At 69.9% G+C, this 24,886-nt stretch carries 26 protein-coding genes and 3 pseudogenes; 19 read left to right on the top strand and 10 right to left on the bottom strand.

The window, feature by feature from the left end:
- Positions 1-54 precede the first annotated feature (54 nt).
- The 6 genes from AB0P03_RS12710 (at position 55) to AB0P03_RS12685 (ending at position 4,855) form a co-directional block, all read left to right on the top strand.
- Complete coding sequence (locus AB0P03_RS12710; protein ID WP_363582892.1) at positions 55-519, top strand: MarR family transcriptional regulator; 465 nt, start codon at positions 55-57, stop codon at positions 517-519.
- A gap of 119 nt (positions 520-638) precedes the next feature.
- On the top strand, positions 639-1,199 hold the full coding sequence (locus AB0P03_RS12705; RefSeq protein ID WP_350884320.1) for an RNA polymerase sigma factor: 561 nt from the start codon (positions 639-641) through the stop codon (positions 1,197-1,199).
- On the top strand, positions 1,196-2,023 hold the full coding sequence (locus AB0P03_RS12700; protein ID WP_363628764.1) for a zf-HC2 domain-containing protein: 828 nt from the start codon (positions 1,196-1,198) through the stop codon (positions 2,021-2,023). The genes AB0P03_RS12705 and AB0P03_RS12700 overlap by 4 nt, the downstream gene beginning before the upstream one ends.
- Before the next feature lie 32 nt (positions 2,024-2,055).
- Positions 2,056-2,868, top strand: coding sequence for an ABC transporter ATP-binding protein (locus AB0P03_RS12695; RefSeq protein ID WP_350884316.1), 813 nt, complete (start codon positions 2,056-2,058; stop codon positions 2,866-2,868).
- Positions 2,865-4,265: a hypothetical protein gene (locus AB0P03_RS12690; protein ID WP_363582888.1), complete on the top strand. Its 1,401-nt coding sequence runs from the start codon at positions 2,865-2,867 to the stop codon at positions 4,263-4,265. The genes AB0P03_RS12695 and AB0P03_RS12690 overlap by 4 nt, the downstream gene beginning before the upstream one ends.
- Positions 4,262-4,855: a hypothetical protein gene (locus AB0P03_RS12685; RefSeq protein ID WP_363582886.1), complete on the top strand. Its 594-nt coding sequence runs from the start codon at positions 4,262-4,264 to the stop codon at positions 4,853-4,855. Before AB0P03_RS12690 ends, AB0P03_RS12685 begins: the two co-directional genes overlap by 4 nt.
- A gap of 73 nt (positions 4,856-4,928) precedes the next feature.
- Here AB0P03_RS12685 and AB0P03_RS12680 read toward each other — a convergent pair whose 3' ends face one another.
- Positions 4,929-5,885 carry an SDR family NAD(P)-dependent oxidoreductase gene (locus tag AB0P03_RS12680; RefSeq protein WP_363582884.1) on the bottom strand — a complete coding sequence of 319 codons (957 nt, stop codon included), beginning with the start codon at positions 5,883-5,885 and terminating at the stop codon, positions 4,929-4,931.
- 138 nt (positions 5,886-6,023) lie between these two features.
- Here AB0P03_RS12680 and AB0P03_RS12675 point away from each other — a divergent pair, with 138 nt between their 5' ends.
- A complete protein-coding gene (locus AB0P03_RS12675) occupies positions 6,024-6,617 on the top strand; it encodes a TetR family transcriptional regulator (protein WP_363628763.1) in 594 nt (197 codons plus the stop codon).
- 86 nt (positions 6,618-6,703) lie between these two features.
- On the opposite strand, the gene AB0P03_RS12670 is transcribed toward AB0P03_RS12675, so the two are convergent.
- Positions 6,704-8,710 carry a ricin-type beta-trefoil lectin domain protein gene (locus AB0P03_RS12670; RefSeq protein WP_363628761.1) on the bottom strand — a complete coding sequence of 669 codons (2,007 nt, stop codon included), beginning with the start codon at positions 8,708-8,710 and terminating at the stop codon, positions 6,704-6,706.
- A 305-nt stretch (positions 8,711-9,015) separates the two neighbouring features.
- On the opposite strand from AB0P03_RS12670, the gene AB0P03_RS12665 reads away from it, so the two are divergent.
- Positions 9,016-9,264, top strand: a complete 249-nt coding sequence (locus AB0P03_RS12665) for a hypothetical protein (protein WP_363582878.1) — start codon at positions 9,016-9,018, stop codon at positions 9,262-9,264.
- 34 nt (positions 9,265-9,298) lie between these two features.
- Here the strand turns inward: AB0P03_RS12665 and AB0P03_RS12660 are convergent, their stop codons facing one another.
- On the bottom strand, positions 9,299-10,351 hold the full coding sequence (locus AB0P03_RS12660) for a HEAT repeat domain-containing protein (protein WP_363628760.1): 1,053 nt from the start codon (positions 10,349-10,351) through the stop codon (positions 9,299-9,301).
- A gap of 428 nt (positions 10,352-10,779) precedes the next feature.
- On the opposite strand from AB0P03_RS12660, the gene AB0P03_RS12655 reads away from it, so the two are divergent.
- Complete coding sequence (locus AB0P03_RS12655; RefSeq protein ID WP_363628758.1) at positions 10,780-11,502, top strand: hypothetical protein; 723 nt, start codon at positions 10,780-10,782, stop codon at positions 11,500-11,502.
- A gap of 65 nt (positions 11,503-11,567) precedes the next feature.
- The gene (locus AB0P03_RS12650; protein WP_363628757.1) at positions 11,568-12,578 is read left to right on the top strand and encodes a sterol desaturase family protein; all 1,011 of its coding nucleotides are present in this window, start codon (positions 11,568-11,570) and stop codon (positions 12,576-12,578) included.
- Positions 12,579-12,942: 364 nt separating this feature from the next.
- Here AB0P03_RS12650 and AB0P03_RS12645 read toward each other — a convergent pair whose 3' ends face one another.
- Positions 12,943-13,794 carry a LysR family transcriptional regulator gene (locus tag AB0P03_RS12645; RefSeq protein ID WP_363618904.1) on the bottom strand — a complete coding sequence of 284 codons (852 nt, stop codon included), beginning with the start codon at positions 13,792-13,794 and terminating at the stop codon, positions 12,943-12,945.
- A 94-nt stretch (positions 13,795-13,888) separates the two neighbouring features.
- Here AB0P03_RS12645 and AB0P03_RS12640 point away from each other — a divergent pair, with 94 nt between their 5' ends.
- Positions 13,889-14,620, top strand: a complete 732-nt coding sequence (locus AB0P03_RS12640) for an SDR family NAD(P)-dependent oxidoreductase (protein ID WP_363582868.1) — start codon at positions 13,889-13,891, stop codon at positions 14,618-14,620.
- A gap of 103 nt (positions 14,621-14,723) precedes the next feature.
- On the opposite strand, the pseudogene AB0P03_RS12635 reads toward AB0P03_RS12640, so the two are convergent.
- A pseudogene (locus AB0P03_RS12635) lies at positions 14,724-15,139 on the bottom strand (hypothetical protein); the annotation flags it as partial.
- Positions 15,140-15,397: 258 nt separating this feature from the next.
- Here AB0P03_RS12635 and AB0P03_RS12630 point away from each other — a divergent pair.
- The gene (locus AB0P03_RS12630) at positions 15,398-15,853 is read left to right on the top strand and encodes a hypothetical protein (protein ID WP_363582866.1); all 456 of its coding nucleotides are present in this window, start codon (positions 15,398-15,400) and stop codon (positions 15,851-15,853) included.
- A gap of 53 nt (positions 15,854-15,906) precedes the next feature.
- Here AB0P03_RS12630 and AB0P03_RS12625 read toward each other — a convergent pair whose 3' ends face one another.
- Entirely contained in the window at positions 15,907-16,098 is a 192-nt protein-coding gene (locus tag AB0P03_RS12625) for a DUF397 domain-containing protein (protein WP_363628755.1), read from the bottom strand.
- Between the two features lie 150 nt (positions 16,099-16,248).
- Between AB0P03_RS12625 and AB0P03_RS12620 the strand changes: the two genes are divergently transcribed.
- Positions 16,249-16,626 (top strand): nuclear transport factor 2 family protein, encoded by a 378-nt coding sequence (locus AB0P03_RS12620; RefSeq protein ID WP_363582862.1) that lies wholly within the window; start codon positions 16,249-16,251, stop codon positions 16,624-16,626.
- Between the two features lie 72 nt (positions 16,627-16,698).
- Here the strand turns inward: AB0P03_RS12620 and AB0P03_RS12615 are convergent.
- Positions 16,699-16,848: pseudogene (locus AB0P03_RS12615) on the bottom strand (IS630 family transposase); the annotation flags it as partial.
- 73 nt (positions 16,849-16,921) lie between these two features.
- Here AB0P03_RS12615 and AB0P03_RS12610 point away from each other — a divergent pair.
- Together AB0P03_RS12610 and AB0P03_RS12605 are read left to right on the top strand one after the other, a co-directional pair.
- Positions 16,922-17,008 (top strand): annotated as a pseudogene (locus AB0P03_RS12610) (transposase); the annotation flags it as partial.
- Between the two features lie 302 nt (positions 17,009-17,310).
- Positions 17,311-17,817: a DUF6624 domain-containing protein gene (locus AB0P03_RS12605; RefSeq protein ID WP_363628753.1), complete on the top strand. Its 507-nt coding sequence runs from the start codon at positions 17,311-17,313 to the stop codon at positions 17,815-17,817.
- A gap of 53 nt (positions 17,818-17,870) precedes the next feature.
- On the opposite strand, the gene AB0P03_RS12600 is transcribed toward AB0P03_RS12605, so the two are convergent.
- From AB0P03_RS12600 to AB0P03_RS12590, 3 genes are all read right to left on the bottom strand, one after another.
- The gene (locus AB0P03_RS12600; RefSeq protein ID WP_363628752.1) at positions 17,871-18,062 is read right to left on the bottom strand and encodes a DUF397 domain-containing protein; all 192 of its coding nucleotides are present in this window, start codon (positions 18,060-18,062) and stop codon (positions 17,871-17,873) included.
- 65 nt (positions 18,063-18,127) lie between these two features.
- Positions 18,128-18,319 (bottom strand): DUF397 domain-containing protein, encoded by a 192-nt coding sequence (locus AB0P03_RS12595; RefSeq protein ID WP_363628750.1) that lies wholly within the window; start codon positions 18,317-18,319, stop codon positions 18,128-18,130.
- Positions 18,312-19,235 carry a helix-turn-helix transcriptional regulator gene (locus AB0P03_RS12590; protein ID WP_350885772.1) on the bottom strand — a complete coding sequence of 308 codons (924 nt, stop codon included), beginning with the start codon at positions 19,233-19,235 and terminating at the stop codon, positions 18,312-18,314. Before AB0P03_RS12590 ends, AB0P03_RS12595 begins: the two co-directional genes overlap by 8 nt.
- 170 nt (positions 19,236-19,405) lie before the next feature.
- Between AB0P03_RS12590 and AB0P03_RS12585 the strand changes: the two genes are divergently transcribed.
- From AB0P03_RS12585 to dnaE, 4 genes are all read left to right on the top strand, one after another.
- Positions 19,406-19,765 (top strand): ATP-binding protein, encoded by a 360-nt coding sequence (locus AB0P03_RS12585; protein WP_363582853.1) that lies wholly within the window; start codon positions 19,406-19,408, stop codon positions 19,763-19,765.
- Positions 19,765-20,031, top strand: coding sequence for a hypothetical protein (locus AB0P03_RS12580; protein WP_159398403.1), 267 nt, complete (start codon positions 19,765-19,767; stop codon positions 20,029-20,031). Before AB0P03_RS12585 ends, AB0P03_RS12580 begins: the two co-directional genes overlap by 1 nt.
- A gap of 171 nt (positions 20,032-20,202) precedes the next feature.
- Positions 20,203-21,186, top strand: coding sequence for a hypothetical protein (locus AB0P03_RS12575; protein ID WP_363628748.1), 984 nt, complete (start codon positions 20,203-20,205; stop codon positions 21,184-21,186).
- A 139-nt stretch (positions 21,187-21,325) separates the two neighbouring features.
- A complete protein-coding gene (gene dnaE, locus AB0P03_RS12570; protein ID WP_363582849.1) occupies positions 21,326-24,859 on the top strand; it encodes a DNA polymerase III subunit alpha in 3,534 nt (1,177 codons plus the stop codon).
- Positions 24,860-24,886 lie beyond the last annotated feature (27 nt).

Raw genomic sequence — 24,886 nt, 5'->3', positions numbered from 1 at the left:
GGGCGGTTGAGGTTCTACGGTGGCCGTGTTCCGGTGATCGCTTGAGGGGGGCGAATGGACATGGCAGTCCGGGAGTACTCGCAGGAGGAGCTGGCCGCCCAGCCCATCGGCGCGTGGAGCGGTGAGGCGTGCCGGCGGGTGGTCGGGGCCCTCCGTGCGCAGTTGGCGGTGGAGGACCTCACGCAGCCGCACTGGTGGACGCTCAACCACGTGGCCGGAGATCCGGGCCGGTGGACCCGGGCGGCGTTGGTCGAGCGGCTGGCGAGGTACGAGGACCTCGGGATCGACTTCGGCGGCGTCTTCGACGACCTCGTCGCCCGGGGGTGGCTGACGGAGGAGGCGGGGGCCATGACGCTGACCGAGGCGGGGGAGGCCGGCCGCCTCCGGGCGCGGGAGCGCAATCTGCGGGTGCACCGGCAGACGCACGAGGGCATCGGCGCGGCCGAGTTCGCGACCACGATCGACGTCCTGCGTCGGATGGTCGCCAACCTGGGGGGCGACGGGAACCTGCCCGACTGAAGGGTGTCGAGGTGGCCGCAGCGCAGGAAGTCGGGTAGGTCGACTTCCTGCGCTGCTCTCATGTGACGCAGGTCACGTCGAACGCAGAACCTGCGCGCGGTCGCGGGCGTCTGGCTGGTGTGAGATCACGCAGGAGAGCACTGGACGAGCTGGACGAGGAACGCCTCGTCCGGCTGATCGCCAGAAGTGACCGCGCGGCGTTCGACGAGCTGTACCGGCGCACGTCGCCGTGGCTGGCGGTGCGGTTGCGCCGTCGCTGCGCGGACGAGCAGATCGTCGCCGAGGTCATGCAGGAGACCTATCTGGCGGTGTGGCGCGCGGCCGGCGCGTTCGCCGGGAGCGCCGTCGGCGGGACGGCCGTCGGGTGGCTGTGGACGATCGCGGCGCGCCGCCTCGTCGACGCCTTCCGCCGTCGTGCCCACCACGCCGAACCGCCGGCCGCCGCCGCCGAGCGGGCCGTGGTGCCCGCGGCGGAGGAGGAGGCGCTCGCCGGGACCGTCGGCGGCGACGTGGGCGACGCCCTGCGGCGGCTGGCGCCGGAACTCCGAGACGTACTACAGGCGACGGTGCTCGACGGGCTCTCCGTCCGGGAGACCGCCGTCCTGCTCAGACTGCCCGAAGGCACGGTCAAGACCCGTGCCCGCCGGGCCCGGATCGCGATGCGGGAGGCGCTGGCATGAACGCGGAACACGCGTCGAGGCGGCTGATCGACGACTACGCGCGTGGTGACACGGCGATGGCCGCGGACACGGTGTGGGCGCTGGAGGCCCACCTGGAGACGTGCGCGCCGTGCCGGAGCCTGCTGGCGGCCTCCGTGGCCACCGAGGCGCCCGGCGTCGCCGCGCTCGTCGACACCGTCCGGGCCGGTCTGGACGCGCAGTTGGGCGTGTCCGTCGGGGCGCCCCGGCGGCGGCACCGCCCGACGTGGGTGTCGGCCTGGCTGACACCGGCCATGACCCCGTGGCTGGCGATGACCGCCGTCGTCACCCTGGTGGCGCTGCTGCTGGACGTGGCCGCGCCGGCGAAGGTCTTCGGCGGCGCCTCGATGGTGGCGCTGATCGCGCCCGTGCTGCCGCTGTGCGGTGTCGCCGCATCGTGGTCGCGCGGTCTGGACCCGGCGTACGAACTGACGGCCTCGACCGCCCGGGCCGGCCTGGCCCTGCTGCTCAGGCGCACCACCGCGGTCCTCGTGGTGGTCGTGCCCGGGCTCCTGCTGGGGGGATGGCTGACCGGGAACACGACGGTCGCGCAGTGGCTGCTGCCCTCCCTGGCCTTCACCTCCACCGCCCTGGCGCTGGGCAGCGTGGTCGGCGTGACCCGCGCCGCCGTGGGGCTGGTGGCCGGGTGGGGCGCCGCCGTCGTGGTGCCCGCGTTCGTCACCGGCCGCATCCCCGCCGTCCTCGAACTCGCCCTGCACCGCGACCAGTTGCCCGTGTGGGGGCTGCTCCTCGCGCTCGGCATCTGCGCCGTGATCACCCGCAGGGACGCGTACTCAACGCTGTGAAACCCATGTCCACCCTGGAAAGGGACCATCGCATGACGTATACGGCGAGCGCGGCCGACACCGCGCCGAAGACCTACGCCTGGGAGATCCGGGCCAGCGGCCTGAGGGTGCGCGTCGGACGGAGCAAGATGGCCGTCGACGGGCTCGACCTGTCCCTGGGCATCGGCGCCCACGGGCTCCTCGGGCCCAACGGGGCGGGTAAGACCACCCTGATCCGGACGCTGGCCACCGTGCTGCGCCCCACCGAGGGCGAACTGGAGATGCTCGGCACCTCCCTGGGGGGCAGGGTGGGCGACCACCGGGCCCTGCGCCGCCAGATCGGCTACCTGCCGCAGGACTTCGGCTACTACAAGCGCTTCACGGTGCGCGAGTTCGTCGAGTACATGGCCTGGCTGAAGGAGGTGCCGAAGGCGGACATCCCCGGGGCCGTGCAACGGGCCGTGGAACGGGTGGGCCTGGCGGACCGCGCCGACCACCGGATGAAGACCCTGTCCGGCGGCATGGTGCGGCGGGCCGGCATCGCCCAGGCCATCGTCAACTCCCCCGCGGTGCTGCTGCTGGACGAGCCGACGGCCGGCCTGGACCCGGCGCAGCGGCTGCGCTTCCGCGAGCTGTTGCAGGACCTGGGCCGCGACACCTGCGTGGTCGTCTCCACCCACCTGGTCGAGGACGTCGCGGCCGCCTGCTCCGACGTGGTGCTGTTCGCCGACGGCCGCCTCGTCTTCCAGGGCACGCCGGACGAGTTGGGTGCGGCAGGCAGCCCCGACCACCCGGGCGACAGCCCCCTGGAGCGCGGCTACTCGGCGCTGCTCCGCAACTCCGGGCAGCAGGGGAGCGCCTGGTGAACGGACGTGTGCTGCGAACCGAACTGAAGCGCTCCGCCGCCCCGTGGGCCGGAGTCGTCGTCCTGGGCGGCAGCCTGGCGGTCTTCTTCCCGTTCGACGCGTTCTGGTGGCACGGCACCGCGGGGTGGACGGCCCAGTGGACCACCATGGCCATGTGGACCCGGTCCCTGTTGTCCTTCTGGTGGCCGTTCGTGGTCGGCATCGGGGCGGTGTACGGGCTGCGCGAACCCCGCTCGGGGATGACCGAGCTGCTGTCGACCACGCCGCTGCCGGCCTGGCGCCGTGCGGCGCTGCCGACCGGTGCGATCGCGCTCGCGCTGGCGGCGGGCTTCGGCCTGCTCGTCTTGGCGGGCGGAATCCAGGTGGCGCTCGGTCCGACCACCTACACCCCCCTCGGGTGGCTGCCGATCTCACTGGTGGCGGTACTGGCCCTGGTCGCGGGCGCCGTGTTCGGCATGGGTGTCGCGCGGGCGCTGCCCTCCGTCCTCACCCCGCCGGCGCTGGTGGTGGTCGTCCTCGTGGCGACGGGCCTGCTCCTGCGCGTGAACAGTGAAGGGGCGGTACCGACGGGCAGGGTGTCGAACCGCTTCGCCCAGCTGAACCCGGCGACCGCGGAGCCGCGGCAGATGCTGCTGACCCTGGCCGGCTCCGTCCACCTCGGCCAGACGCTCTGGCTGCTCGGCCTGCTCGCCACCGGCTTCGCGCTGCTGGTGGCCGTGACCCGCCGGGCCCGGCTGCTCGCGGTGACTCCCGTCCTGGCCGGCCTGGCCCTGGCCCTGCTGGTCATCCCGGCCGCTGCGCGCGACACCTACGTCGTCGACAAGGCCGCCGCGACGCTGGTGTGCGACGGGCCGGTGTGCGTGACGCAGGCGAGCCGTTCGCGCCTGGCCGAGCTCGCGTTGCGCAGCAAGGACGCGATGCGCGTGCTGCACGACGTCCTGGGCGACAAGGCGCCGACCTCGGTGCGCGAGGACACCGCGCTGCACGAGCTCGCCGAGGCGCGCGAACTCTCCGCAGACGTGCTGCTGGTCGACTTCAACGATCGGATGCTCGCCGACGCGACAGGTGAGAAGCTGACCCGCGCGCTGATCGGCAGGGGCCTGGCACCGAGCTGCTACCCGGACAACGACCGGGAGGGCGGGGGGAGCTACGACGTCCTCGGCCAGAGCCTCGCCGTGAGCTGGGCCCTCCACGACCCCCAGCTCCAACCGCTGAAGGAGAAGGGCACCGACGCGTACGCGATCAAGCTCTGGGCGGAGGCCGACGCCGCGTGGCAGAAGCTGATGGCGCTGCCACCGGCCGAGCAGCGCTCGCAGATCGTCGAGCTGCACGCCGCCGCCCTCTCCTGCGCGGGGTACAAGCAGATGCAGAAGCTGGCCGGGGAGGCGTCGCAGTGAGGTGGCTGATGCTGTACGCGCGTTCACGGCAGGTGCCCACGTCGGCCGCCGCGGTCACGTTCATCGCGCTGGTGGTGTGGGCCTTCAACCGGGGCGGCGGTACGGGTGCGGCGGATGCGGCGGACTCGATCAACCCGGTCGCGTACTTCGTGCTCGCCGCGGGCGTGGCGGCCGGCTCCGTCGGGCTCGGCGGGCAGGACCCCGCACTGGACAGGACGGCCGCGATCCGGTGGGCGCCCCGCCGGGCGGCGCACGCGCTGCTGATCGGCGCGGTCGCCGGTGCGGCGCTGCTGGCGGTCCAGGCGGCGGGGCCGAAGTTCGCCCCCACCGAGGTCGTCGTCCGGGACAGCGCGGGCCTGGTCGGCCTGGCCGGGCTCGGGGTGGTGCTGTGCGGGGCGCACCTCGCCTGGACCCTGCCGACCGGCTGGCTCGCGATCACCGTCCTCGTCCCGCCGATGCCGCCCAACGTCGTGGGGAAGTCGCTCGGCTGGATGGTCTACCCGGCCGGCACGGAGGCGTCCACCTGGGCCGCGGTGGCCTTGCTGGTGACCGGCGCCGGGGCCTACGCCCTGGCGGGACCGCGCAGGTAACGGGCCCGCCCCGCGCTCCGCTTCCCCTCGGCGAGTCGGGGGAGCGGAGCGCGGGGCGTTCTGCCGCGGACCGTCAGTCGCGGCTGCCCAGGGTGTCGTGCGAGACCTGCCAGAGCAGGGCGGCCGCCTCGGGGTCGAGGGCGTAGTCGGCGACGCCGCTGCGGGCGCTGAGTTCGCCGCGGACGGCTTCGTTGCAGTCCTCGAAGTAGCGGCCGCTGACGCCCGCCAGCAGCGGTGAGGCCGCGAGCAGGACGGAGGTCGCCGCGCCCTGCTCGGTGGTCTTCCACAGCAGCTCCGCGCCGTTGGCGGCCTGGGCGCGCAGCCGGTCGAGCTCCTCCTCGGAGACGTGGCGCTGGAGGGCGGTCCGGATGCCGCCGGGCATCAGGGCGTTGACGGTGATGCCGTCCGCCGCCCAGCGCTTGGCGGCCTCGACCGCGAACAGGACGTTGGCGGTCTTGGACTGGCCGTAGGCGGACCAGGGCTCGTAGGCGCGCTCGCGGAAGTGGATGTCCTCGAAGACGACCGGGGAGCGGTGGTGGGCGCTGGAGCTGACGGACACCACGCGGGCGCCGCCGTCCCGGGCCAGGGCCGCGTGCAGGCCGGTGGCCAGCGCGAAGTGCCCGAGGTGGTTGGTGGCGAACTGGAGCTCCCAGCCCTCCGGCGTGCGGAGCTCGGGCGAGGCCATCACGCCGGCGTTGTTGACCAGGATGTGCAGGGGCCCGTCCCAGGCGGCGACGAACGCGGCGACGGAGGCCTGGTCGGCGAGGTCCAGCGGCGCGACCCGGACGTCCTTGTTGCCGGTGGTCGCGGTGATGTCCTCGGCGGTGCGGGCGCCGGCGTCGAGGTTGCGGACCGCGAGGGTGACCTGCGCGCCCGCCGAGGCGAGGGCGCGTGCGGTCTCGACGCCGATGCCGGAGGCGCCGCCGGTGACGACGGCGCGGCGGCCGGTCAGGTCGGTGCCGGAGACGACCTCGGCGGCGGTGGACTCGGCGCCGAAGGGGGTGGTGAGGCGCGGGGTGTTGGCGTTCATGATCTTCCCGTCTGGCTGGGTGACCGGAGCTGGGGGTGCGCGGGAGGGGGCGGCCGGTAGAGTGAAAACCGGAGGGCCCTCCGCATGTCTCCAGGCTAAGCGGAGCATCCTCCGTTTGCAACCCGAGGAGGACCAGCCGTGACCACCGCCGACCCCCGGCCGCTGCGCGCCGACGCGCGCCGCAACCGCGACCGACTGATCGAAGTGGCCGCGCGGGCCTTCGCCCAGGACGGGCCGGACGCGACGCTCGGGGCGATCGCCAAGGAGGCCGGCGTGGGCATCGGCACCCTCTACCGGCACTTCGCCACCCGCGAGGAACTCGTCGAGGCGGTCTACCGCAGCGAACTCGCCAAGCTGTGCGACTCCGCCGCGGAACTGCTGGACGGCAGGGGGCCCGACGCCGCGCTGCGCGCCTGGATGGACGGCTTCGTCCGCTACATGACCACCAAGCGCGGGATGTCCGACGCGCTGCGCGCGCTCATAGCCTCCGGCAGCGACCCCTTCTCGCACAGCCGCGCGATGCTGACCGCCGCGATCACCCAACTCCTGCGGGCCGGGGCCGAGTCGGGCGCGCTGCGCGCCGACGTCGAACCGGAGGACGTGCTGTTCAGCCTCAGCGGCCTGTCCATGGCCGCGACCACCCCCGAGCACCACACCCGGATGGAACGCCTCCTCGACCTCCTGATGGACGGCCTGCGCTATCACGCCGCCTCCGGGCGGGGCGCCCGCTGAGAACGGCGAAGGGCGCCGGCCGTGCGGCCGGCGCCCTTCGCCGTGACTCCGGCCTGGCCTGATACGGGCCGGCCTGGCCTGGTCGGTCAGAGGAGTTGGAAGGACCACTCCTGCTTCCAGCCGCCCTCACAGCTCCACACCCCGAGCTGCTTGAAGTCGGAGTCGTGGGTGAGGCAGTCGTCGTCGCCGATCTGGATCCGGTACTTGCCGTTGCCGAGGCCGACGAACTCCCACTTCTGGTTGGAGGTGTTGCCCCACGCCTGCTGCTCGGCGACGTAGGTCTCGGGGTTCTCGGTGAGGTTGTACCCGAGGTCGTTGACGATCCGGTAGCGGTCCCCGCCCAGCGGCTTGATCGTCCAGGTGGACCCCTTGTACCCCAGGATCCCGCCCACGATCGGGGCGCCCCAGGTCGAGGTCTCGGTGGGGGCCGAGGCGCCCAGGCCGTTGGAGAGCTTCAGGAACAGCGGCCGCTCGGTCGGGACGGTCGGCTTGGTGTCCGGCTTCGGGTCCGGCTTCGGCTTGGGGTCCGGCTTGGGCTTCGGGTCCGGCTTCGTCGGGTTGGTCGGATCGGTCGGGGTGATCACGCCGCCGGACGCGGACTCCAGAACCCACGCCTGCTGCCAGCCCGACTTGCACGTCCACACGCCGAGCTGCTTGAAGTCGGCGTCGTGGGCGAGGCAGTCGTCGTCGGAGATCCGGATCTGGTACTTGCCGTTGCCGACTCCGACGAGCTCCCACTTCTGCTTCGAGGAGTTGCTCCACGGCTGGAGTTCGGCCATGTAGTTGCTGTTCTCGGTGAGTTCCAGCCCGTACGAGCTGGTGATCCGGTAGCGACCGCCGCCGACCGGGGTGAGCTTCCACTTGGACTCGTTGCCACCCCGGATCCCGGCGACGACCGACGCGCCGGCGGAGCCGTTGACCGGGACGGCACCCAGGCCGTTGTCGAGCTTCAGGGTCACGTCGGCGCCGTTGCTGCCGCCGCCTCCGCCGGGCGTGGGCGGGTTGGTGGTCGGCGGGGTGCCGCCCCAGGCCCAGTTCTGGTTGGGCGCGTCCCGCTTGTCCTCGGAGCCGCAGGCCCAGGCCGCCACGGTGCTGCCGTTGGCGGTCTGGCCGTTGAAGTCGTCGATGCAGACGTCCTTGGACCGGTCGTCCATGTCCGCCATGTGCCGGAAACCGCCGCTGGCCGACATGTTCCAGCGCTGACCGGGGATCTCCAGGCAGTCCCAGACCTGGAGCTTGGTCCCGTTCGCGGTCTTGTTGGCCTCCAGGTCGAGGCACTTGCCGTTGGCGGCCTGGAGCTTGTACCCGTTGTAGGTCCACTTCTGGGCGTCGCTGCCGTTGCACTCCCACATCTGCACGGGGGTGCCGTTCGCGTTGCCGTTGCCGTTGACGTCCAGGCAGGCGTGGTAGCCGGGGCTGGAGTCGGGGGTCAGGCTGCCGGTCCTGGTGCCGTAGCCGGACCGCGCGGGGAAGTGGATGGTGCGCACGTCGCCGTCGCACTTGTAGGGCCGTGCGGTGCCCGCCCGGCAGGTCCACGGCTCCTTCTTGACGGTGTCGCCGTCATTGCCGATGAACGCCCAGTTCATGTAACCGCCGTCGCCGCGGTTGCGGATGGTCGAGTCCCCCTGGAAGACCCAGATCCGGAATATGTCGTAGCCGGAGGGCTCCTTCTTCTCCTTGTCCATGAAATGGTTGAGCTTGTAGGTGGTGTCGATCAACACCCCCTTCATGTCGGACTTGTACTCGTTCTTGAACCACTCGGTGTCATACAGGTCGGTGCCCACGGTCTTGAACACCATGACGTTGAACCCGGGAAACTTCGCGCTCAACTTCGACGCGGTGCTCTGGGTGAACTCCGCGTTGTCCAGCTTGTTGAGGTTGGCGGCGTTGCGCATGAGCCTGATCGTGTCGAAGGCGGAGCCGATCAGCGCGGTCATGCAGTTGCCGCCGCCCACCGAGGCCGGGGTTCCGCAGGTCTTGTCCGCGTGGAGGGGTGACTCCGCGGCCTGGGCCTGCACGGTCAGGCCGGCGACCCCGGCGACTGCGGCGATTCCGCAGGCCAGAGCGCGTTTGAGGCGGGACAGGGGTTTCATGTCAGATCCATCTTTCTACTCGGCAAAGATGGATCGTAGACATCGGAATCCTCCGCCCCGCGACTCCATACGGAATCCATATGGCGAGATCGAGAGTCTTGACGCCTTTTTACGCCACCCCGGCCGGTGGGTTTTCGGATGAACCTGAATGCCGGATGACCCGTCAACCGGCTTCCGGTGACGGAGGTGGAGTTCGGGGCATCAGGACATCGGGCGCCACCTGTCGGTGGGCAGAGTCTAGGGTGGGAGCCGCGGCCACGCCGGTGATCACCGGTGGCCGCAGCGGGGTTGCTGTAGCCCGTGTCATGACGACGAACGTGGATACCGAAGGTTGGAGGACCCGCGAAGTGTCAGCATCGCCAGAGTTCCGTGGCTTCGACTTGGTGCGGCGTGGTTACGAACGCCAGCAGGTCGACCTCTATCTCAGGGCCCTGTCCGAAGCCGGTTCGCCGCCGCCCCCGCCGGCGTTCGAGATCGTGCGGCGGGGCTACGACCGCGAGCAGGTCGACGCGCGCATCGCGGACCTCCTGAGCGGCAGGGGCACCAAGGGCTAGACCCGAAGTCTCGGCTCCCGAAAGGGGCGAGGTGTCAGTCGGGCTGGATTCTCGGCAGGTCGGTCGAGACCAGTTCGGCAGCGCGCGCGGGGTCGCCGTCCGCGCGGGTGAGCAGCGCCTCGATGTCGTAGCCCGTCGGCTCCGAGGCGGCGTGGATGCCGAGGGAGCGGCCCCAGCCGCAGCGTTCCATCGAGACGGCGGCGTCCAGGTCGGGGCGGAGCCGGTGGAGCGTGCAGACCAGTTCCCAGGCGAAGGCGTCCAGGCGGGCCCGCCGGACCGGGTTGCAGGCGTTCACGGCGTCGGTGGTCCAGTCGTCTCCGGGCTCGTACTCCGGGAGGGGCGGCAGGAGTTCGGGGTCGCCCGTGATCGGCTCCGCGCTGAACGTGAGGGCGTGTGCGCCCTCGGGGCTGCCGATCAGTTCGGCGAGGAGCGGGACGACGCGGGGGTCGTGCCGACTGGCCAGTCCGTGGATCGCTTCCATGCGGGTCTCGTCGTGCTCGTCGGCCGTCCGCGCCCAGAGCGCGGCCCGGATCGCGGGGCTGTCCGCCGCGGACTGGACGCCGAGGGTGAACGTCGCCCAGTCGCGGACGTGCGGGTTCTGGTCCTGGGTCAGCCTGATGAGGGTGTGGATGTCCGGCCCGTCCGGCAGGCCGGTGAGGACCTCCGCGAACGAGCGGGCCACCCCCTCGCGGACCTCGGCGTCAGGATGCCCGGCGAGGGCGACGAGGACGGGGACGGCGCGCGGGTCGTGCGTCTGCTCGATCGCGCGCGCCAGGGCCCGCAGCACGTGGTCGTCGGTCTCCCGCTGCGCGAGGGCGACCAGTGCGGTGGCCGTCCCGGCGCGGGTTGCCTCGTGGTGATAGCTGGTGTCGCGCAGCAGGTCGCAGCCCGCCGTGCGCTCGATCGGATCGGCCGAACCGATCAGCTCCAGGCCGAGCGGCAGCGCCGCCTCGTCGGCGGCCGCCCGCCACAGCAGCGGTGAGTACTCGTTCCATCCGTCGTGGTCGTCCGGATCGTCCGAGGCGGTGATGGCGCGCATTGCCGACAGTGCCCGCGTGACCAGTTCCGCCACGGTGTCCGTTTCCATGCGGGCATTCTGGTGCACGAAACCGCGAGTGCGCGCGGGAATTGTCGGCCCGACCGCGCTTCCGGCCCACGGACGTGTCGACGCCGGCGGGCGTGTACGGGTGTCGCAGGTGCCCTCGGGAAGGATCTTGACGTGGTCATGAGCAGGGGTGATCATAGCGGAGCGCCGCGCAACACCGATGTGCAAGAAGGTCGTTGAAGGCGCTAGGCCTGGGTCGTCAGGGGATTTCCCGGACAGGACCCATCCCTTTCGAAGGGTCGGCGGTGCGGAAGCCGGCCGGCTGCGGAGTCGGCCTTGACGAAAGGGAGTTGGTGGACGTTACGAGGTTGTGGGTCCGTTGGTGCCGATCCGTTCGCTCGGTCGCGGCCTTCCCGGTGAGATGGTTCGGCCATGGCCGGGCTCCGGCCGCCGCCCCTCCGGTGGCGCCGATGCTGCTTGCCGCCGCCCGGAACAACTCGTCCTGGTGCGAGGCGATGTGTCGGGCGCACGGGTTCTCCGGAGAGATCTCCGACGTCGCGTGGGTGAATCTGAAGAAGAGTCTCACGTACTACCCGAACCTGGTGATCCTGAGCCCGTCGATGTCCGGCTCGGAGGTTCTCGACGTACTGCGGGAGGCGCCGCTGGGGCCGCTTTTCGTCAAGGACAGTTTCGCCAACGCCGACCTCCTCCCGGGGAACTATCGCATTCTCATCGAGGCGGAGTGGATCCACCGGCCGGCCGCAGCCGCGGCCCCGGCGCAGGTGGCGTCACGGGACGGCGCCGACCAGCGGTGGCGGCGTATCACCGGCGCCGATGAGCTGCGGACGTGGGAGCGGGCATGGGCGGGCGGCGACACGTCGGTGAACACGTTCCCCGAAACCCTCCTGCTCGATGACGGCGTGATCTTCCTCGGGGGATTCTCGGGCGACGGCCTGGTGGCGGGAGCCGTGCTCCACCTGAGCCATGGTGTGGCGGGGGTGTCGAACGTCTTCGGACCCTCGGGGGAATCTTCCCGGACATGGGCCGGTCTCATCTCCTGTGCTCACGAAGAGGCACCGGGAATCGACCTGGTCGGGTACGAGCGGGACGCGGAGCTGGCGGCTGCCGAGGCAAACGGATTCTCGCCGTTGGGGCCGGTCCGGATATGGCAGCAGATCCCCGGAAGCCAGTAGATACCTGCCCGTCCCGCGCGGAGGGGTGCAGAAGAAGTCCGAAGAAGTCCACGGGGAGATCAGGAATGAAATCAACGACGGAAACAGAACTCGGCGGCGCGCGGAGAACCCTGCGTTTCACCATCCGCTATCTCAGCTATCCGATCCTCATGGTGCTGACACTCGGGGCATCCATCACCCTGGTCGACACCTCGTTCCCGCAGTGGGCCATCGTGCCGATGGTCACCCTGTTCGCCTCGGTGTACGTGGCCGTCCTGGAGCGGGTCCAGCCGTTCTACGAGGGCTGGAACCGCTCGCGCAAGGACGTCGTCTCGGACGCCACCTCCAGTCTGGTGGCCCTGCTGGTGGTCGCCCGGCTGATCGAGCCGCTGTTCCTCTCGGTCCTGTTCGCCGGATCCGTCCTGCTTTCCGAAGAGCTGGACAGCACGTTGTGGCCGACGAGTTGGCCTCCCGTCGCCCAGGCCGCGCTGGCGCTCCTGGTGGGAGAGTTCTTCTACTACTGGATGCATCGCTGGATTCACGGTTCGCGGGTCTTCTGGCGCTTCCACGCGGTGCACCACAGCTCGGAGCGGCTCTACTGGCTCAACTCCGCCCGGTTCCACCCCATCGACTTCTTCCTCGACGACGTGGCGATCGTCTTCCCGCTGGCCCTGACCGGGTGGACGCTGCACAGCCTCTCCGGCCTGATCATCCTCCTCACCTTCTACAACTGCCACGGCGTCACCATGCACTCCAACATGGACGTCCGTCTGGGCCCGCTGAACTACCTGGTGCCCGGACCGGAAGGGCACCGTTGGCACCACTCCAGGGACCTGCGCGAAGCCAACAAGAACTTCGGCGGCAAGGTCGTCCTGTGGGATCTGCTGTTCGGGACCTTCTACCTGCCCGCTGACCGGATGCCGCCCGAGGACATCGGCCTGGCCGACCAGGTCCGGCTGCCGGACTCCTACCTCGGCCTGCTGCTGGCTCCCTTCCGCTGGTCCAAACTTCCGCTGCGCAAGGCCGAAGCGGCTTCCGGCGCCGTCCTGGTCGAGGAAAGGCGGGCAGCGCCTGATCCCGCGGCGGGCGGCGCGTGAGCGGCACTGGGGAGCGGTGGTCGAACCCGCCGGCTTCGGCTGCTTGGCGGCGGGTGGTGGGTTGTTCCCCGTTGGTTGTTCGGCGCAGGAAGTCGGGCCGGCCGACTTCCTGCGCGTGGGGCGTCTCGCGATCCGTCACCTGTTCGGGGCCCCCGCAATGGCCGGTGCAAGAGGCCACTTGGGCCGGGGAAAACGCAACTTCGACAGGCGTCGCGGAGGCGGCTGCCTTCACCCCTGGTCCTCGGCGATCGCCCACGGTCGCACGGGAGTTCCACCGGCTGGGACTTCCGCTGGTCGTGACGGCGATGTCCAGTGACGGTCGAGCCGGGCCACGACAGGTGGAACCCGGCCGGGCAGGTCGGAACTACCGGAGACGTGTCGCCGTCCGGACGAAGTCGGCGACGGCCCTGGACCGGCTGTGAGGTGGCCAGGCGATCACGGTGGTGACCTTCGGCGCGTCCAGCACGGGCACGGCCGCGAGGTCACCGTGCAGTCGGGCTCGGCACGACTCCGGTGAGACCGCGCAAGCCCGGCCGAGCGCGACGAGCTGCAACAGCTGCGCGTGGTCGCGGACCTGGGGGCCGGGGCCGGGTGGGTAGGTGCCGTCGGGGTTGGGCCAGCGTGGCAGGGGCAGGCCCGGCAGCCCGGTGATGTCGGCCATGTGCACGTGGTCCCGGGCGGTGAGCGGATGCCCGGCCGGCAGGACCACCACCTGGCCCTCCGTGCCGAGTTCTTCGGTGTGGAGCCTGGCCGTCGAGTCGAACGGCCGGTGCAGCAGCGCCACGTCGGCCCGGCCTTCGAGCAGAAATCGTGCCTGCTCGGCCGGTCCGCACAGGATGACGTCGACGGGGACCGCGCCGGGTTCGGCGGCGTACGCGTCGAGGAGTTCCGCCAGCAGTTCGCTGGACGCGCTGGCCTTCGTGACCAGGACCAGGCCGGGGCGGCCGGTGGGGGAAGCGGCGGCGCGGCGGGTCCGACGCTCGGCGGCGTCGACCGCCTCCAGGGCAGCCCGGCCCTCGACCAGCAGGACCGAGCCGGCCTCCGTCAGCGTGACGGTGCGGCTGGTCCGATCCAGCAGCGCTGCCCCGAGCCGTCGTTCGAGCTGCTGGATCGCCCGCGACAGCGGCGGTTGCGCGATCCCGAGGCGCTGCGCGGCGCGCCCGAAGTGCAGCTCTTCAGCGACGGCGACGAAGTAGCGCAGTTCCCGGGTCTCCATCCGGCCACGGTACTCCGGATCAATACCCAGACGGTATCGATTCCCACCCGATCGGTCTTGGACCCCGACCGGGGGCCGGCGGCAGCATGGCCCCATGAGCGAACGAACGACTGCGCTGGTCACCGGCGCGAACAAGGGAATCGGCTACGAGATCGCCGCGGGCCTGGGCGCCCTCGGCTGGAGCGTCGGCGTCGGCGCCCGCGACGACCAGCGCCGTGAGGCCGCGGTGGAGAGGCTGCGCGCCGCCGGCGTCGACGCGTTCGGCGTACCGCTGGACGTGACCGACGACGCGAGCGCGACCGCCGCCGCCCGGCTGATCGAGGAACGGGCCGGGCGCCTCGACGTGCTCGTCAACAACGCCGCCATCACCGGCGGCATGCCGCAGGAGCCCACCCGGGTCGATCCCGCCACCATCCGGACGGTCGTGGAGACCAACGTGATCGGTGTCATCCGCGTCACCAACGCGATGATGCCGCTGCTGCGCCGCTCCGCCTCACCGCGGATCGTGAACATGTCCAGCAGCGTCGGCTCCCTCACCCGCCAGTCAGGAGCCGCTGCCGAGCAGACGGCGGGTCCGGTGGCCGTGGCGTACGCGCCGTCGAAGACGTTCCTGAACGCCGTCACCCTCCAGTACGCCCGGGAGTTGAGCGGCACGAACATCCTGATCAACGCCGGCTGCCCCGGCTACGTCGCGACCGACCTCAACGGCTTCCGCGGCGTGCGCACCCCCGAACAGGGCGCGGCGATCGCGATCAAGCTCGCGACCCTGCCCGACGACGGCCCGACCGGCCAGTTCTTCGAGGACGCCGGCGTAGTGCCCTGGTGATGCGCACGGCGGCCTCACCCGCCGGGGTGAGGCCGCCTCGCCCGCGCCATCCGGGGCTCCGTTGGTTGTTCGGCGCAGGAAGTCGGGCTGGCCGACTTCCTGCGTGATCGAAGGCGATCAGGGATCGCTTGACGGGTTGGCCGGTCTTGTCGTTGAACCAGATCGCGGCGGTGAGCGCCAGGACACACGCCAGGTGACGCTCGGTGAGGTCGTGCTCGAAGTCGTGGCCGTAGTAGTTCTTGTCGCCGATGATCGTCTGCCTCGGATGGGCGGCGACGACGTCGGGTGCGGCATCGAGCATGCCGTGCAGGGACTCGCGTTCGTCGGACTTCGCGCGGGTGAGTGCGAACAGGACCGGCAGTCCGCCCAGATCATGTGCTTGATCAGCTCGGATGCGTTGCGGAGCCGCTTGTTGTACCCGGACTGCTGGGGCAGGTGCGGGAACAGGCGGCGGAAGTCCGGCGAAGCCTTCAGCTGGTCGTCGATCCTTACGTGGAGCGCCGTTGCGAGGGTGTCCAATTCTGCCTTCGCACACCTACATTGGACGCCCTCGCGCCATCTCCGCAGACGATCCCTTGGACTCGGTTGGCGTGCGGTCAGTCGGGTGTCGGCGACTGTCCGGTCGAAGCCGAGGTTCTCCATCCCCCCTGCGGGGGATTTGAGTTGGACCTTGCGCATGATTCGGCGGGGCGGACCGCGGGACAGCATGGGGCCATGGTCACGTTTGGGACACCGACAGCCGCTGCGGCCTCCGAGAGTCAGTCTCCTGCCCGTTGGGTGGTCCGAGTCGCGCACATTGCGGCACTCACCGCGGTGCCGTCCGGGATCTGGCGGATCGCGATGGGGGTCGGCATACCGGTGGGATTCAACACCACGGGATTGGACATCCCCGGCTGGTTCAGCGCCATGTGCATCGCGATGAGCTTGGGTACCGAAGGGCTCACATTGCTCACCCTTGGGCTGGTCAAGCCCTGGGGCGAGGTGGTGCCGGGCTGGATCCCGCTGATCGGAGGGAAGCGTGTCGCGCCGCTGGCGGCGGTGATTCCGGCGTTGCTCGGCGCGGCCGTTCTGATGCTGTTGACGATCCCCCGGGCGGGCGGCTTCGGAGGCGCACAGGGAGCCCCGACCGGGGCGGCGCTCGTCGTGATGGACGCCTGTTACGCCCCACTGCTGCTGTGGGGGCCGCTGCTCGCGGTCGTCACGATCTCCTACTACCGGCGGCGCCTGGACTGAGCAGGCGCAGTCAGCCTCGTTGCGGCCAACCCGGATCCCTTGGACTCATTCATCTAGACGTGGTGGTCGAACTCGCCGGCTTTGGCGGCCTGGAGGAAGGCGGCGAAGTGGGCGGGGGTGGTGGGGAGGGTGAGGTGGCCCTGGTCGGACTCGCGGAGTTCGACCAGACCGTCGGCGGTGCGGATCTCCACGCACTCGTTGTTCGCGGCGCTGTAGCTGGACTTTTGCCAGTTGGTGCCGGTCATCTGGGGCTCCGTTGGTTGTTCGGCGCAGGAAGTCGGGCTGGCCGACTTCCTGCGCTGTGGTGTGTCCAGTGCTGTGACCGGGATGGTCCGACGTGATCGGAAGGCGGCTCGCGGGGCGAGCGCACGCGCAACGGCTGGTATTACTGGGGCATGCAGGAAGAGACGGCACGCTCCGCGATCGACACGTTCATCTCCGCGTTCAACGCCTCGGACGACAGCTATGTGACTGCCCTGCTCTCCCAGGCCCTGACCTCAGACGTGGTCTTCTGGGGGCCGTTGGGGCGCAGCGAAGGAATCGCGGCGGTCGAGCAGTTCGTGCTGGACATCCGGCGCCACCCGGCGGGGGCCGGCACGATGGCGCGCTGCTCGGCGGTGGACATGCCTGGCGAGTGGGCCCGGTACCAGTGGGTCTTCACCACGCCGGATGGGGGCCCCCGCCTGGCGGGAACGGACGTCGTCCATCTGCGGCGGAGCCTCATCGACCAGGTCATCGTCTTCGCGGGGGAGATCGAGCCGTCCGCCTCCTGAGCCGTCCTTCTGCCGCTGTCCTTCTCGTGAACCTGTCCCTTTCGGCACTCCGGGGCCGCGGTTCGCGGTCGGTCAGGCTGCGGCGTCGAGGGGGCGTCCGCCCCAGCGGATGCCCTTCTCGCCGCGGATGCGGGCGCGTTCCTTGCGGTGGGCGGCGAGTACGTCGGGGTGGCGGGCGTTGGCGTTGCGCCGGCGCAGGTAGCGGTGCAGTGCCTGGGTTTGATGACAGGCCCAGCCACCGTGCCTCCAGCGGTCGAAGGGACGTCACCGCACATCCAACCGCCACGACCACGTCCGAACGGGAGTGCCCTGGCGTGATCTGCCCGAGCGTTTCGGGAGCTGGAAGACCGTTTACGAGCGGCATCGGCGCTGGTCCGCAGACGACCTGGGCAAAGTCCACCTGGCGGGGGAAGGCGGCTGCCGGCCGCTGGCCCTACTGATCACGCCGGGCCAGTGGATCGACTGAAGCACTTCCGCGCCGTCGCGGCGCGCTATGAGAAGCGCGTCTACGTCTTTCACGGGACTGTCGGTGTTGCGTCGATCCGGCTCCGGATCCGCGGATAGATCAAGTATCCCAACATTCGGACGCGTCTGTCACCGTTCTCCGGGAGGAGATTTTGTCGTGATTTGCGCACCTAAGGTTGCGGATGACCAGCGAAAACCTCGATCTGACGTGGAGTAGGGATGGCATCCGACATCGCCGCAGTGGCCGCAGAGCTCACCGCCATGGTTGCGGCAGATCACCAGGCCGCGCGCCAGGCGAACAGCGATGACCCGGCGGAGCAGTTGGCGTGGCGCCGCTTGACCGCGCAGCACGCGGATCGTCTCGGCGAGATCATGGACGCGCACGGGTGGCCGACCGCGGAACTGGTCGGCGAGGACGCCGCTCGGGCTGCGTGGCTGATCGCGCAGCACGCCGACCGTCAGCTCGACATTCAGCGGCGCGCGCTGAGGCTGATGGAGCAGGCGGTGGCCAGCGGTGCTGCCAGCCCGCGCGATCTCGCCTTCCTGCGTGATCGCACGCTTGTGAACGAAGGGCAGAAGCAGATCTACGGCACGCAGATCGCCGGCGTGAAGGACGGCTCGCCGATCCCGTGGCCCTGCGAGGATCCCGAGCACATGGACGAGCGCCGTGCAGAAGTCGGCATCCCGGCGTTCGCTGAGTACGTCGCTCAGTTCTCGCAGGCCTGAGTCGCTCTGGGCATTCGGCGGACCACGCTCGCGCCTGATCCGCCGGACAGGCCCTAGGCGTGGTGGTCGAACTCGCCGGATTTGGCGGCCTGGAGGAAGGCGGCGAAGTGGGTGGGGGTGGTGGGGATGATGAGGTGGCCCTCGTCGGACTCGCGGAGTTCGACCAGGCCGTCGGCGGTGCGGATCTCCATGCACTCGTTGGAAGCCCCGCTGTAGCTGGACTTCTGCCAGTTGGTGTCGGTCATCTGGGGTCCCGTTGGTTGTTCGGCGCAGGAAGTCGGGTTGGCCGACTTCCTGCGCTGTGGTGTGTCTAGGCGTGGTGGTCGAACTCGCCGGTCTTGGCGGCTTGGAGGAAGGCGGCGAAGTGGGCGGGGGCGGTAGGGATGATGAGGTGGCCCTCGTCCGACTCGCGGAGTTCGACCAGCCCGTCGACCGTTCGGACTTCGACGCACTCATTGCTTGAGGCGCTGAAGCTGGATTTTTGCCATGTCGACTCAGGCATACGTTTGTTCCAGTTCCTTCTTGATGGATCGGATGAAGCTTCGAGACCCATCTTCGGGGAGAGCCGTGGAGGCCAGGCGGGCGAAGATCGCCCGGTACCGGGCAAGGTCCGCAGGAGAGTCGAAGAACAGGGCTCCTTGGGAGACGTCCAGCTGAATGGTGTCGAGCTCGGGGACCGACCCTTCTGCGAATGTGAGGTTCTCACCGGCCCCGGGAAAGGTGTCGACTGCGAAGGGAACTACGCGAACGGAGATACCGGGCTGCTGGGAGTCTTCGAGCAGAGCGTCAAGCTGGTCCACGAGCACCTTCGGCCCGCCGAACTGCATCCGCAGTGCAGCCTCGTGGATGAACGCTCGGAACGGTGCCCGGCCGGATCGGATGACCTGCTGCCTCTGGACGCGGAACGCTGTTCGGATGTCGACATCCTTGCGAGGCAGTGGTGGATAGATTCGCTTGAACACAGCGGAGGCGTAGGTGGCGGTCTGGAGTAGCCCCGGGATGTAGGTGGTCGTGCACATGGAGAGCTTCTCGGCGTACCCCTCGATCTCGGCTACCTCAAGGAAGTCCGACGTGAGGACTTCGCCGTACTCCTCCCACCAGCCCTTTCCCCTCTCCGCGATTATGGCGGCGAGCGCATCGATCAAGGGCCGGTTTGCGCAGTTACATGCGGCGGCGATGGTGTGAAGACGTTCGACGCTGATGCCGATCCGGCCTGACTCCATCTGCGTCACTTGGGCGGGGCTCATGCCGACGACGCGGCCGAGTTGTGAGCCGCCAAACCCAGCTTGCTCGCGCATTCTCCGCAGCTCGGTTCCGAGTCGGCGTTGACGCAGCGTTGGGTTCGAGCGTGGCGGCATGGCTTCCTTCCTGGCGTGCAGTGTGGCCAAGTCTGCCGCGCTCGTCGAGCGCTGGTCCACCGGTTACCACCATAGGGGGAACTTCCCGAGAGCGTAGAAATTTGGATACTCATCTGCGCTATGTTCGGTGTCGTGGCGATCCGACGGATCGTCAATAAAGCCCTCTTGATGGGCTTTCGGCGGCATGCCCGCCGGTTCTTCCCTCACCATCACGCCTCGGGAGAACTCCCATGCGTCACCTCAACACGCCCTCGCTCGCCATCGCCCGCCAGTCCCTCCGGGACGCGATGGGTCGTTGCGGGTACTCGCCCTCGGCCACTGCGGACGCCGAACTCGCGCTCGTCGAAATGCTCGTGAACGCCTGGCGGCACGGCGGCACCCCCGCGCCGCTCGTCCTCATCCTCGCTGTCGGCCCCACCCTCCGGGTGTCCGTCAGCGACGAGAGCCCGGACCTCCCCAAGAAGCAGGAGCCGGCGCCCCTCGCCCAGTCCGGCCGGGGCCTCCAACTCATCGAAGGACTCACCCACCGCTGGGGCGTGGACCCCCAGGAACGCGGCAAAATGGTGTGGTTCGAGCTGGACGCCGCCTGATGTCCTTCCCCCTCCCGCGCCGTCGCCCCATGCTGCCGACCGACCCCCGGATCCGGCACTACACCGACGACCACATCCACACGCTCCTCGCCGAAGTCCAGGAGCGTGGCCGGAGGTTCGGCCTGATCTGGCCCTCGGCCACCACCGACAAGACCATCGACGGCCGCATCCTCGTCCGCTTCAACGCCGCCCCCGCCTCCACTCTCCTCAACCTCCTCTCCCTCCTCCTCGCCGCCGAACGAGGCGACGACTCGTGCGTTTCCTGATCGCCACCGCCTTCGCCGTCCTCCTCGCCCTGGCGATCGCCACCGTCGTCCTGGGCGTCATCACCGCCCTCCGCGCGACCCCGCCCGACGAGGACACCTAACCCCCAGCCCCCAGCCCCCACCCCCAGCCCCCGCCGCCCAGCCGTCGGGGGCTGAGGGACGATTGGGCACGTGGCACAGCGGAGATACGAGTACGCCCCGGCAGGCACCCTGCCCGGGCTGTTGCAGCGCGGCCGGGGCCTGGGCGCGCAGATGGCGGCGGAGGACCCGGCGGCAGCCGCCGGCCTGGTCTACGGGTGCATCCGCTGGGACTGGCGCTGGGACCGGCAGGTGGACGACCGGCACCTCTACCTGGCGCGGCTCGTCCGGGACCTGGAACTGCCGGTCGGACCGATCGTCGAACTGCTGACCGGGGACGAGGACACCTGCCTGCGGGCCACCGGAGTCCTGGAGCTGCTGGCGCTCGGCGGCTCCGCCGAGGCCCGGGACGCACTCCGTACCCACGTCCGCGAGGGCGAGCACCGGGTGGCCGTCCTGGAGTCGGTGGCCGTGGTCTGGCCGCCCCAGTGGTGGGAGGACCTGGCGGCCGGGCAGGACGTCCGTGACGGGCAGGACGTACGCCACCGGCGTGGCCCCCGCGGCTCGATCGACCCCGTCTCCGAGCGGGACAGTGCGAGCCCGCGTGCCTTGCTGCCGGAGCACGGCGGCGAGAGTGATCCCGGCCTGCCCATGGCGACGGGCGAGCTGGAGCGGCAGTGGGCGGCCCAGGAGTGGTGCGGCCCGATGCACACCGCCCGGGGCCTGGCCCGGTTCGGCCCCGACGCCTCCGGGGCCGCGTCGCTGCTGCGCCGCTTCTGGCTGTGGACGCCGCACTCCTCCGAGCGCCCCGCCTACCTGGAGGCACTGGCCGCCGTCGCCCCCGCCGGGCTGGCCGAGGTGTACACCGAGTGCCTCTGGGACTGCGAGGCCGACGCCCGCCTCCTGGCCGTCGCGCACGCCCCCGACCGCCCCCACGTCCGGGAACGCCTCGCCCACCTGCGGGACGACCCGATGGAGGTACCGGAGGTCCGCGAGGCCGCCGGGGCGCGACTCGCCGGGCTGAGCTCGGGAGGCTCCGAGCCGGAGGGAGCCGCCTCCGAAGGGGAGCTAGAGTAGACGCGTGAACGTGTGAGTGATGGTCCGGACCCCACGAGGTGGTCCGGGCCACATCCGTTTCCAGGCACCTTCCGTGACCTGCGCGTACCTGCGCGTTCGCCGGCCCACCAGACCCGCACTCGCCTCCGGAGGCCCCGCCTTGAGCGATCAGCCGTTCGCGCATCTGCACGTCCACACCGAGTACTCGATGCTGGACGGTGCCGCCCGGCTGAAGCAGATGTTCAAGGAGGTCGAGCGGCTGGGCCAGACCCACGTCGCGATGACCGACCACGGGAACATGTACGGCGCCGCCGAGTTCCACAAGCAGGCGACCGCCGCCGGGATCACCCCGGTGATCGGCATCGAGGCGTACGTCGCGCCGGAGTCCCGCTCCAACACCAAGCGCATCCTGTGGGGCCAGCCGCACCAGAAGCGGGACGACGTCTCCGCCTCCGGCGCCTACACCCACAAGACCATCTGGGCCCGTAACAAGGAGGGCCTGCACAACCTCTTCAAGCTGACCTCGCGCTCCTACGCCGAGGGCTGGCTGGTGAAGTGGCCCCGGATGGACAAGGAGCTGATCTCCGACCTGTCCGGCGGCCTGATGGCCACCACCGGCTGCCCGTCCGGCGAGGTGCAGACCCGGCTGCGCCTGGGCCAGTTCGACGAGGCGGTGAAGTCGGCCGCCGACTACCAGGACATCTTCGGCAAGGAGAACTACTTCCTGGAGCTGATGGACCACGGCCTCGACATCGAGAAGCGGGTCCGCGACGGGCTGCTGGAGATCAGCAAGAAGCTGAACATCCCCCCGGTCGTCACCAACGACTCGCACTACACCACCGAGGCCGACGCCGGGGCGCACGACCTGCTGCTCTGCGTGCAGACCGGCAAGAACCTCTCCGACCCGGACCGCTTCCGCTTCGACGGCACCGGCTACTACATCAAGTCGGCCGCCGAGATGTACGCCCTGGACTCCTCGGACGCCTGGCAGGAGGGCTGCCGCAACAGCCAGCTCCTCGTCGCCTCCCGGGTCGACACCGAGGGCATGTTCAAGTTCCGCAACCTCATGCCGCGCTTCCCGATCCCGGAGGGCTTCGAGTCCGAGGCGGACTTCTTCAAGTCCCAGGTGTGGAAGGGCATGGACTGGCGCTTCCCGGGCGGGTACGACGAGGAGCACAAGAAGCTCGCCGAGTACGAGATGGACACCATCATCCAGATGGGGTTCCCGGCGTACTTCCTCGTGGTCGCCGACTTCATCATGTGGGCCAAGGAGCAGGGCATCGCGGTGGGCCCCGGCCGTGGTTCGGCGGCCGGCTCGCTGGTCGCGTACGCGATGGGCATCACCGACCTCGACCCCATCCCGCACGGCCTGATCTTCGAGCGCTTCCTCAACCCCGAGCGCATCTCCATGCCCGATGTCGACATCGACTTCGACGAGCGCCGGCGCGGTGACGTGATCCGGTACGTGACCGAGAAGTGGGGATCCGACAAGGTCGCCATGATCGTCACGTACGGCACCATCAAGGCGAAGGCCGCCATCAAGGACTCCTCGCGCGTCCTCGGCTACCCGTACGCGATGGGCGACCGGATCACCAAGGCGATGCCGCCGGACGTGATGGGCAAGGGCATCCCGCTGTCCGGCATCACGGACAGCAGCCACCCGCGCTACAGCGAGGCCGGCGAGATCCGGGGGCTGTACGAGACCGACCCGGACGTGAAGAAGGTCATCGACACCGCGCGCGGCATCGAGGGCCTGATCCGCCAGCCCGGCGTGCACGCGGCCGGCGTCATCATGTCCGCCGAGCCGCTGACCGACCACATCCCGGTCTGGACCCGGCACACCGACGGCGTCACCATCACGCAGTTCGACTACCCCACCTGCGAGGGCCTCGGCCTTCTCAAGATGGACTTCCTCGGCCTGCGCAACCTGACGATCATGGACGACGCCGTCAAGGCGATCGAGAAGAACAAGGGCATCAAGATCAACCTGCTTGATCTGCCCCTGGACGACAAGCCGACCTACGAACTGCTGGCGCGCGGCGACACGCTCGGCGTCTTCCAGCTCGACGGCGGCCCCATGCGCTCGCTGCTGCGGCTGATGAAGCCCGACAACTTCGAAGACATCTCCGCCGTCCTCGCGCTGTACCGACCGGGCCCGATGGGCGTCAACTCGCACACCAACTACGCGCTGCGCAAGAACGGCCAGCAGGAGATCACCCCGATCCACCCGGAGCTGGAGAAGCCCCTGGAGGAGATCCTCAAGCCGACGTACGGCCTGATCGTCTACCAGGAGCAGGTGCAGAAGGCCGCCCAGATCCTCGCCGGCTACTCGCTCGGCCAGGCCGACCTGCTGCGCCGGGCCATGGGCAAGAAGAAGAAGGAGATCCTGGAGGCCGAGTTCGTGCCCTTCCAGAAGGGCTGCCGGGACCACGGCTACTCGGACGCGGCGATCCAGGCGGTGTGGGACGTCCTGGTCCCCTTCTCCGGCTACGCGTTCAACAAGGCGCACACCGCCGGGTACGGGCTGGTCTCGTACTGGACGGCCTACCTCAAGGCGAACTACCCGGCCGAGTACATGTCCGGCCTGCTGACGTCCGTCAAGGACGACAAGGACAAGTCGGCGATCTACCTCAACGAGTGCCGCAAGATGGGCATCCAGGTGCTGCCGCCGGACGTCAACGAGTCGGACTCGGACTTCACCCCGCACGGTGACACGCTCGTCCGGTTCGGCCTCACCGCGATCCGCAACGTCGGCGGCCCCGTCGTCGACTCGATGATCCGCACCCGCAAGTCGAAGGGGAAGTTCAGCTCCTTCCCGGACTTCCTCGACAAGGTGGAGTCGGTGGTCTGCAACAAGCGGACCGTCGAATCGCTGATCAAGGCGGGCTCCTTCGACTCGCTCGGGCACACCCGCAAGGGCCTCAGCGCGCAGTTCGAGCCGATGATCGACAACGTCGTCGGGGTCAAGCGCAAGGAGGCCGAGGGCCAGTTCGACCTGTTCGGCGGGGACGCCGTCTCCGACGAGCCCAGCTTCGGCCTCGACGTCGTCTTCTCCGAGGAGGAGTGGGAGAAGTCCTTCCTGCTCACCCAGGAGCGCGAGATGCTCGGCCTGTACGTCTCCTCGCACCCGCTGCACGGCATCGAGCACGTGCTCGCCGACAAGGCGGACTGCGCGGTGGCCGACCTCGCCGAACGGCCCGACGGCACCATCGTCACCATCGGCGGCATCATCTCGGGCCTCCAGCGCAAGATGACCAAGCAGGGCAACGCCTGGGCGATCGCGACCGTCGAGGACCTCGCGGGCTCGATCGACTGTATGTTCTTCCCCGCCAGCTACCAGCTGGTCTCGGCCCAACTCGTCGAGGACGCCGTGGTGTTCGTGCGCGGCAAGCTGGACAAGCGGGAGGACGTGCCGCGACTGATGGGGATGGAGCTGTCCGTCCCGGACCTGTCGAACGCGCACGCCGAGGCGCCGATCGTCATCAACATCCCGAGCGTGAAGATCACCCCGCCGCTGATCGCCCGGCTCGGCGAGGTGCTGGGCAGCCACCGGGGCACTACGGAGGTCCGGGTGCGGCTGGAGGGCCGGAACAAGACGACCGTGCTGCGGCTGGACCGGCACCGGGTGAAGTCGGACCCGGCGCTGTTCGGGGACCTCAAGCAGCTGCTCGGGCCGAGCTGCCTGGCGGGCTGAGCCGGTGACCGATCCCCCGGGGGTGCG

It is taken from the genome of Kitasatospora sp. NPDC088779, from assembly GCF_040685395.1.
Classification (GTDB): Bacteria; Actinomycetota; Actinomycetes; order Streptomycetales; family Streptomycetaceae; genus Kitasatospora.
The sequence above is the reverse complement of the archived record's forward strand: the minus strand, read 5'-3'. Positions and strand labels throughout refer to the sequence as shown.